This is a genomic window from Sphingobium sp. WCS2017Hpa-17 (genome assembly GCF_031843765.1).
In the GTDB taxonomy this organism is placed as follows: Bacteria; Pseudomonadota; Alphaproteobacteria; order Sphingomonadales; family Sphingomonadaceae; genus Sphingobium.
Genome location: NZ_JAVTIV010000018.1, coordinates 87079 through 93964, shown reverse-complemented (window position 1 = coordinate 93964; position 6886 = coordinate 87079). Strand labels below are relative to the sequence as shown.

The following is a 6886-nucleotide window of genomic DNA, read 5'->3' as shown; positions in this document are numbered from 1 at the left end:
GTCGGAAGCCTGCGAAGGCCAGCACGCCGACCATGGCCTGATGTGCGCCGAACACCGGGCGGAAGATCGCGAGATTGAGCGCCGGTTCAGCGATGACGTTGACCCGGCATCGCGGCCTCCGTTGCCGCTGCGGGTGGTGGAGGTGGAACATGGCTGAGGCGCTTGATTATCCGGTCGCCGCGCCGGTCGATGTCGATCCTGTGATTTTCCGCGCGCAGATCATCCAGACGATGGCGACCCGGTACATGAACCACATGAACGGCGTGGAGCCGCCTTTTACGATGGAAGAGGCTTACGACGCGGCCATGGCGACATGGGACACCGATTGGCCTGACGATCCGAAGCCACGCACGATCGAGGCCGCCATTCAGGTCACGGATGATGATCTTGCCTATTGGGTGGAGGAATGACCATGACTGACCGCGCAACCCTGCTGGCGCTGGCGGATCGGGTGGAGGCGGCGGAGGACGGCAATGCTAGACTCGACGCTGAAATCCATGAGGCAGTCACAACGTTTCCGGCGCGCGTTGGTGGCGTTGGATGGCCCCTTGGAGCGCTGGTTGTTCCGGTGTTTCCGGGGTGGGCATTGTTGCCGCGCTATAGTGGCTCAATCGATGCCGCTATAACGCTTGTTCCGGAAGGCGCGTCGTGGAGCATGACCAGCGCTCTGGAAGACGAGCAACCCTGCGCAACGGTCCTGACCATGGAAAGCACAGAGCATGGGCTGGCCGCAACCCCCGCGCTCGCCCTATGCGCCGCCGCCCTGCGCGCAAGAGCGGAGGCCGGGGAATGAAACGCTGGCGCACTCCAACTGCCAAGCCCGGCCAGATCAAGATCGTCTATGGCCGTGTCGATCGCCACAACAATCCTGACCTGTGCGTCGCATGGGGCGCTGGCACGGACATGAAATGCACCGCTCGCCTCATCATGCACGCGATCACCGAGAAGACGCTGCACGCCAAATTCCCCGGCCCCGGCCATGAATATCACCCCTCACTGGTCGAGGAACTGGAGACGCGCGGTTTCGACATAACGACGCTTCGGATCACGATCGAGAAGAAGGACGCCGCCCATGACTGATCAGAGCATGATCGAGAAAGTCGCGCGGGCGATGCAAGCGGACGCTGGGAAGCCTGCCGATGAACTGTTTTGGACCACCGCAGGTACCAGCGCTGGTATCTGGAGGCAACTCGCCACCGCCGCCATCAAGGCCATGCGCGAGGAAGCGGGCTGGCAACCGATCGAAACCGCGCCGCGTGATGGCACCCATTTCCTTGCGACCGCCATCGTCCGGAACGTCAAGACGGGCGCGCGCTGGTGGGAAACCTATGTCATCTGGGCTGACGACGAGACGGGCGAAATCCATCCCGATTGCGATCATGGCTGGTCGAACATAGACGACTATTCGCACTGGATGCCGCTTCCCGCGCCTCCGATCGACGCTGCATTGAAGGGGGAGGAAGGGTAGTGGGTGCCGTCCAGAAAATCGAGAAGCCCTTCACCGTGCCGAACCTGGCCGACCGATGGGGTTGCAGCGAAGGCCTTATACGCAAGATGATCGATCGCGGCGAATTGCGGTCATTCCGGCTTGGCGTGCTGATCCGCGTCCCGGCCGATGAAGTTGAGAGAGTTGAATGTCAGAGCCATACACCGTCCAGCGCCTCCTTGGGCGATTCGCCATGGTCTGGAAAGAGTCAGACGGAAAGCGACGTCGAATCAGGCTCGACGCTCAAGATCGTCCGGGCGCGGAAGCGGAAGCTCGTTCCATCTGGCAAGCGAGCGCCAGCGACAGCGCCGGCACGGTAGGCGAGATCATGGCGGGCTATATCGCATCGCTGGATCGTGACGATAAAGCGTCTGCCCCGCGCCGCCGTGACGCATGGAAGGCCATGAAGCCCTTCTGGGAGAAGACGGACCCTGCCCTGATCGATCCGGAAATGTGTCGGTCATACGACAGGCAGCGCAAGGCGGCCCCGGCGACGATTCGCTATGAGTTGCTGATGGTGTCCACGGCGGTGAAGTGGGCGAAGAAGCCTAAGCCGGAAATGTGGTTGCCGCCGGTAGCGGATCGGAAGATCCGCCACCTGACCCACGCGCAATTCGAGAAGTTCTATGATGGCGTCGTTGCGCCACATGCCCGCCTCTATGTGCTGCTTGGCCTCTATACGATGGCGCGACCCAAGGCGATTCTCGAACTGACATGGGACCGAATCGACTTCGCGCGCGGATTGATCGACCTCAACCCGGCAGGCAGGCGCCAGACAGCGAAGCGGCGGCCCGTCGTGACGATGAATGATGAACTGCGGGCCGAACTGGTCAAGGCCTACGAGGCTCGCCAGATATCGCATGTGATTGAGCGCGGCGGTCAGCCGATCGCCAGCATCAAGAAGGCTTTTCAGGCGGCCAGCGAGCGCAGCGGCGTTCAGGTGACGCCATACATGCTTCGCCATACTGGCGCGGTCTGGGCTGCGGAAAATGGCATATCCATGGCGGCGCTGGCCCAATTCATGGGCCACGACGACGATAGCACGACCCAAAAGCACTATGCGCGGTTCAGCCCCGGATATTTGAAGGGGGTTGCCAACGCGGTTCAGAGGAGGCCGTTTTGATGGAGCAAGGTTCAATAAGAACCTTCAACCCCTGCCTCAGTTTGCTTGCGCAAACCGGGCAGAACGGCTATAAACCGTGGGTTGTTGGAAAAGAAGTTGGTCGGGGAAAGAGGATTCGAACCTCCGGCCCCTGCCTCCCGAAGACAGTGCTCTACCAGGCTGAGCTATTCCCCGACCGATGCCGAAACCGCTTTGTGGGCGGCCCCGTAAGGCAGGAGTGGGCCTATAGACAGGGGTTTCCGGGCTGGCAAGCGGGCAATGACGTTTTTTTGCAATGATCGCAAAATCATCAGAGCAGCCCTTCCGCGCGGAAGCTGAAACGGGCTGGTCCAGCCTGTATGACATGGTCGGCGAGGTGCATATCGAGCGGGCGCAGGCGGCGGGCGAGCAGGCGGGTCAGCATGATGTCGTCGGGGCGGGGCAGGCAGGACGTGCCGGCGGCGCGTTGCTGGATCAGCGCCAGCCATTGACCGTCCATCGACAATATCCGGCCGAACGTCCCGCGCCAGTCCGGTTGCAGGGGGACGATGCCGCGCGGCCGCCAGTCCGTGTCGAGCAATGCCAGCAGCAGCGTGTCGCGGTCCGTCATAACGCCAGCATGACGGAACGGGCGGGGCGCCTGCCAGTAGAAGCTGATCCATTATGGAGTGGCCGCCCAAGATTGGCGCGGCGGCGGTGCTGGGCTACAGCCGGCCTATCCAGACTCGCATGCTCAGGAACCTGCTTTGACCGATATGTCTTCTTCGTCCGTCCCCCATTATGAGCAGCAATATCTGGACCTGATGCGACATATCTGGCGCCATGGCGATGAACGGGTGGATCGTACCGGTGTGGGCACTCGCTCGATTCTTGGCGCGACGATGCGATTCTCGCTGGCGGACGATGCCGTGCCGCTGCTGACGACCAAGCGGGTCTATTGGAAGGTCGCGGCGCGGGAGATGCTGTGGTTCCTGACCGGCGACACCAATATCCGCGAACTGGTGAAGCAGAATGTGCATATCTGGACCGACTGGCCGCTCGACGCCTATCGCCGGGCGACGGGTGAAGCGATCGACCGCGATACGTTCGAGGCCCGAATCATCGCGGATGAGGATTTTGCCCGGCAATGGGGCGATCTGGGGCCGGTCTATGGCGCGCAATGGGTGAACTGGCCGCGTTATGAACCGGCGGGCGACGGCCTGTTCCGCCGCGCGGCGCAGGGGCATAACCAGATTGCCGGACTGGTCGATGCGATTCGCGCCACGCCCGGATCGCGCCGGCTGCTCTTCACCGGCTGGAATGTGGCGGAAGTTGCGCAGATGGCGCTGCCGCCCTGCCACATGACCTATCAGTTTCAGGTTTCCAACGGTCGCCTCAACGGCCTGCTGTTCCAGCGTAGTTGCGATCTGGGCCTTGGCTTTGCCTTCAATATTTTCGGCCTGTCGATGATCACCCGGATGCTGGCGCAGCAATGCGATCTGGAGCCTGGTGAAGTGGTCTGGCAGGGCGGGGACGTCCATCTCTACCTCAACCATGCCGACTTGGTGGAGGAGCAGATGTCGCGAAATCCGTCCGGCACACCGAAATTGCGGATCAATCGGCGGCCTTCGACTATTTTCGATTATCGCATCGAAGATTTCGAGGTGAGCGATTACGCGCCGCAGGCCCATATTTCCGCGCCGGTCGCTGTCTGAAAGCCGTCGAAGAGACAGCGAGTTGGACAGTTGAAACGATAGCAAAAAGGAAAAATGGGTAAGGAAGGCTTGCCTTTCGTGGTGTTGTAATTTAATAATTGCCGCAAGCAATATTATTGCAATGCACCATAGGAGGCAGGATGAGCGATCCCATCGGATCAGGCGTCACGCAAGGGCAGGCCGGGCGGAATCTTCCGCCGCTGCGCCTGCATGTGCCAGAGCCGCCCGCGCGGCCCGGCGAAAGCGCCGACTTCACCCATTTCGACATTCCGGCCGCCGATGCCGCGCCGCGCCCCGACGAGGCGGCGCAGCCCGGCGACATGCGCGACATGGCCTATGGCCTGATCCGCGTGCTGGATGAGGATGGCGCGGCCGTCGGGGCCTGGAACCCCAAGCTGCCGCCTGAGACGCTGTTGCGGATGCTGCGCTACATGGCGCTGACCCGCGCGTTCGACGCGCGCATGTTCCGCGCCCAGCGGCAGGGCAAGACCAGCTTCTACATGAAGTCTACCGGCGAGGAGGCTGTGTCGATCGGCGCTGCTCTGGCGCTGGCGCGCGACGATATGTGCTTCCCCAGCTATCGCCAGCAGGGCATCTTGCTCGCCCGTGACTGGCCGCTGGTCGACATGATGAACCAGATTTATTCCAACACCGGCGACCGGTTGAAGGGGCGCCAGTTGCCGATCATGTATTCGGCGCGGGAGGCGGGATTCTTCTCCATCTCCGGCAATTTGACGACCCAATATCCGCAGGCGGTCGGCTGGGCGATGGCCAGCGCGGCGCGGGGCGACACCCGGATCGCGGCAACATGGTGCGGCGAGGGATCGACGGCTGAGGGCGATTTCCATTCGGCCTGCACCTTCGCCAGTGTTTATCGCGCGCCAGTTATCATGAATGTCGTGAATAACCAGTGGGCTATCAGCAGCTTTTCAGGTTTTGCGGGAGCGGAGGCCACAACCTTCGCCGCGCGCGCCGTGGGCTATGGCATTGCCGGCCTGCGGGTCGACGGTAACGACATCCTTGCCGTCTATGCCGCGACGCGCTGGGCCGCCGATCGGGCGCGGGCCAATGGCGGGCCGACGCTGATCGAGCATTTTACCTATCGCGTCGAAGGGCATAGCACGTCGGATGATCCGACCGCCTATCGCTCCGCCGAGGAAAGCAGCCTCTGGCCGCTGGGTGACCCGATCGCGCGGTTGAAGGCGCATTGCATCACGCTCGGCATCTGGGACGAGGATCGCCACGCCGCGATGGACAAGGAACTGGCCGAACTGGTCCGTGACGCCGCGCGCGAGGCAGAGAAGAACGGCATCCTTGGCCATGGCCTCCATCACCCGATGGAATCGATGTTCGAGGATGTGTTCGAGGAAATGCCCCGGCACCTCAAGGAACAGCAGCAGCAGATGCTGGACGAATGGAAGGCGGCCGGGCTGTGAGCGCGCCATCCACCATGTCCGTTATCCCAGCGCAGGCTGGGATCTCGCTTCTTCTTTCCGCCCTCTCGCCGGAAGGCAGAGAGATGCCAGCTTTCGCTGGCATGACGGAGGTTTTTCATGACTGATACTCTGATCGAAACGCCTGCCGACGTGCAGCAGATGAACATGATCCAGGCGATCAACAGCGCCATGGACGTCATGATGGAGCGCGACCCCACCGTGGTCGTGATGGGCGAGGATGTCGGCTATTTCGGCGGGGTGTTCCGCGCGACCGCCGGCCTTCAGCAGAAACATGGCAAGAACCGGGTGTTCGACACGCCGATCACCGAATGCGGGATCATCGGCGTGGCGGTCGGCATGGGCGCCTATGGCCTGCGCCCGGTGCCGGAGATCCAGTTTGCCGATTACATCTATCCCGCGCTGGACCAGTTGGTGTCGGAAGCGGCGCGGCTGCGCTATCGGTCGGCCGGCGAATTCATCGCGCCGATGACGGTACGGTCGCCCTTTGGCGGCGGCATCTTCGGTGGCCAGACGCACAGCCAGTCGCCCGAAGGCATCTTCACCCATTGTTCGGGGATCAAGACGGTGATCCCGTCGACCCCCTATGATGCCAAGGGGCTGCTGATCGCCGCGATCGAGGATAATGATCCGACTATCTTCTTCGAACCCAAGCGCATCTATAATGGCCCGTTCGACGGCCATTATGATACGCCGGCGAAAAGCTGGGCAGGGCATGCCGATGCACAGGTGCCGGCCGGCTATTATCGCATCCCGCTGGGCAAGGCGCGGATCGCGCGGGTAGGGCAGGCGCTGACGATCCTCTGCTACGGCACGATGGTGCATGTGGTGGAGAATACGGTCGCGGCGCATGGCGTCGATGCCGAGATTATCGACCTGCGCAGCCTTGTCCCGCTCGACATCGACACGATCGAGGAATCGGTGCGCAAGACTGGCCGCTGCCTGATCGTGCATGAGGCGACCCGCACGAGCGGCTTTGGCGCGGAGTTGCTCGCGCAGGTGCAGGAGCGTTGCTTCTATCATCTCGAAGCGCCGATCGAGCGCGTCACCGGCTTTGACACACCCTATCCGCACAGTCTGGAATGGGCCTATTTCCCCGGCCCGGTGCGCATCCGCGAAGCTATCAACAAGATCATGAAGGACTGAGCGC

General features: G+C 62.3%; 10 protein-coding genes and 1 tRNA gene. 9 read left to right on the top strand and 2 right to left on the bottom strand.

Annotated features, from left to right (window positions below; genetic code table 11):
• The first annotated feature begins 149 nt into the window (after positions 1 to 149).
• From RQH62_RS19640 to RQH62_RS19620, 6 genes are read left to right on the top strand one after another with little or no spacing between them, the layout of a single operon-like run.
• A complete protein-coding gene (locus RQH62_RS19640; protein WP_311270338.1) occupies positions 150 to 410 on the top strand; it encodes a hypothetical protein in 261 nt (86 codons plus the stop codon).
• Between the two features lie 2 nt (positions 411 to 412).
• A complete protein-coding gene (locus tag RQH62_RS19635; protein WP_311270337.1) occupies positions 413 to 793 on the top strand; it encodes a hypothetical protein in 381 nt (126 codons plus the stop codon).
• Complete coding sequence (locus RQH62_RS19630; protein ID WP_311270336.1) at positions 790 to 1080, top strand: hypothetical protein; 291 nt, start codon at positions 790 to 792, stop codon at positions 1078 to 1080. Before RQH62_RS19635 ends, RQH62_RS19630 begins: the two co-directional genes overlap by 4 nt.
• A complete protein-coding gene (locus RQH62_RS19625; RefSeq protein WP_311270335.1) occupies positions 1073 to 1468 on the top strand; it encodes a hypothetical protein in 396 nt (131 codons plus the stop codon). Before RQH62_RS19630 ends, RQH62_RS19625 begins: the two co-directional genes overlap by 8 nt.
• Positions 1468 to 1806 (top strand): excisionase family DNA-binding protein, encoded by a 339-nt coding sequence (locus tag RQH62_RS24970; RefSeq protein ID WP_405053571.1) that lies wholly within the window; start codon positions 1468 to 1470, stop codon positions 1804 to 1806. The genes RQH62_RS19625 and RQH62_RS24970 overlap by 1 nt, the downstream gene beginning before the upstream one ends.
• A gap of 8 nt (positions 1807 to 1814) precedes the next feature.
• On the top strand, positions 1815 to 2609 hold the full coding sequence (locus tag RQH62_RS19620; RefSeq protein ID WP_311270334.1) for a site-specific integrase: 795 nt from the start codon (positions 1815 to 1817) through the stop codon (positions 2607 to 2609).
• A 97-nt stretch (positions 2610 to 2706) separates the two neighbouring features.
• Here RQH62_RS19620 and RQH62_RS19615 read toward each other — a convergent pair.
• Positions 2707 to 2783, bottom strand: a tRNA-Pro gene (locus RQH62_RS19615).
• Between the two features lie 115 nt (positions 2784 to 2898).
• Positions 2899 to 3198 carry a JAB domain-containing protein gene (locus RQH62_RS19610; RefSeq protein ID WP_311270333.1) on the bottom strand — a complete coding sequence of 100 codons (300 nt, stop codon included), beginning with the start codon at positions 3196 to 3198 and terminating at the stop codon, positions 2899 to 2901.
• Between the two features lie 145 nt (positions 3199 to 3343).
• On the opposite strand from RQH62_RS19610, the gene thyA reads away from it, so the two are divergent.
• The 3 genes from thyA (at position 3344) to RQH62_RS19595 (ending at position 6882) form a co-directional block, all read left to right on the top strand.
• A complete protein-coding gene (gene thyA / locus RQH62_RS19605) occupies positions 3344 to 4282 on the top strand; it encodes a thymidylate synthase (protein WP_311270344.1) in 939 nt (312 codons plus the stop codon).
• A 140-nt stretch (positions 4283 to 4422) separates the two neighbouring features.
• Entirely contained in the window at positions 4423 to 5718 is a 1296-nt protein-coding gene (locus RQH62_RS19600) for a 3-methyl-2-oxobutanoate dehydrogenase (2-methylpropanoyl-transferring) subunit alpha (RefSeq protein ID WP_311270332.1), read from the top strand.
• Between the two features lie 159 nt (positions 5719 to 5877).
• On the top strand, positions 5878 to 6882 hold the full coding sequence (locus RQH62_RS19595; RefSeq protein ID WP_311270343.1) for an alpha-ketoacid dehydrogenase subunit beta: 1005 nt from the start codon (positions 5878 to 5880) through the stop codon (positions 6880 to 6882).
• Positions 6883 to 6886 lie beyond the last annotated feature (4 nt).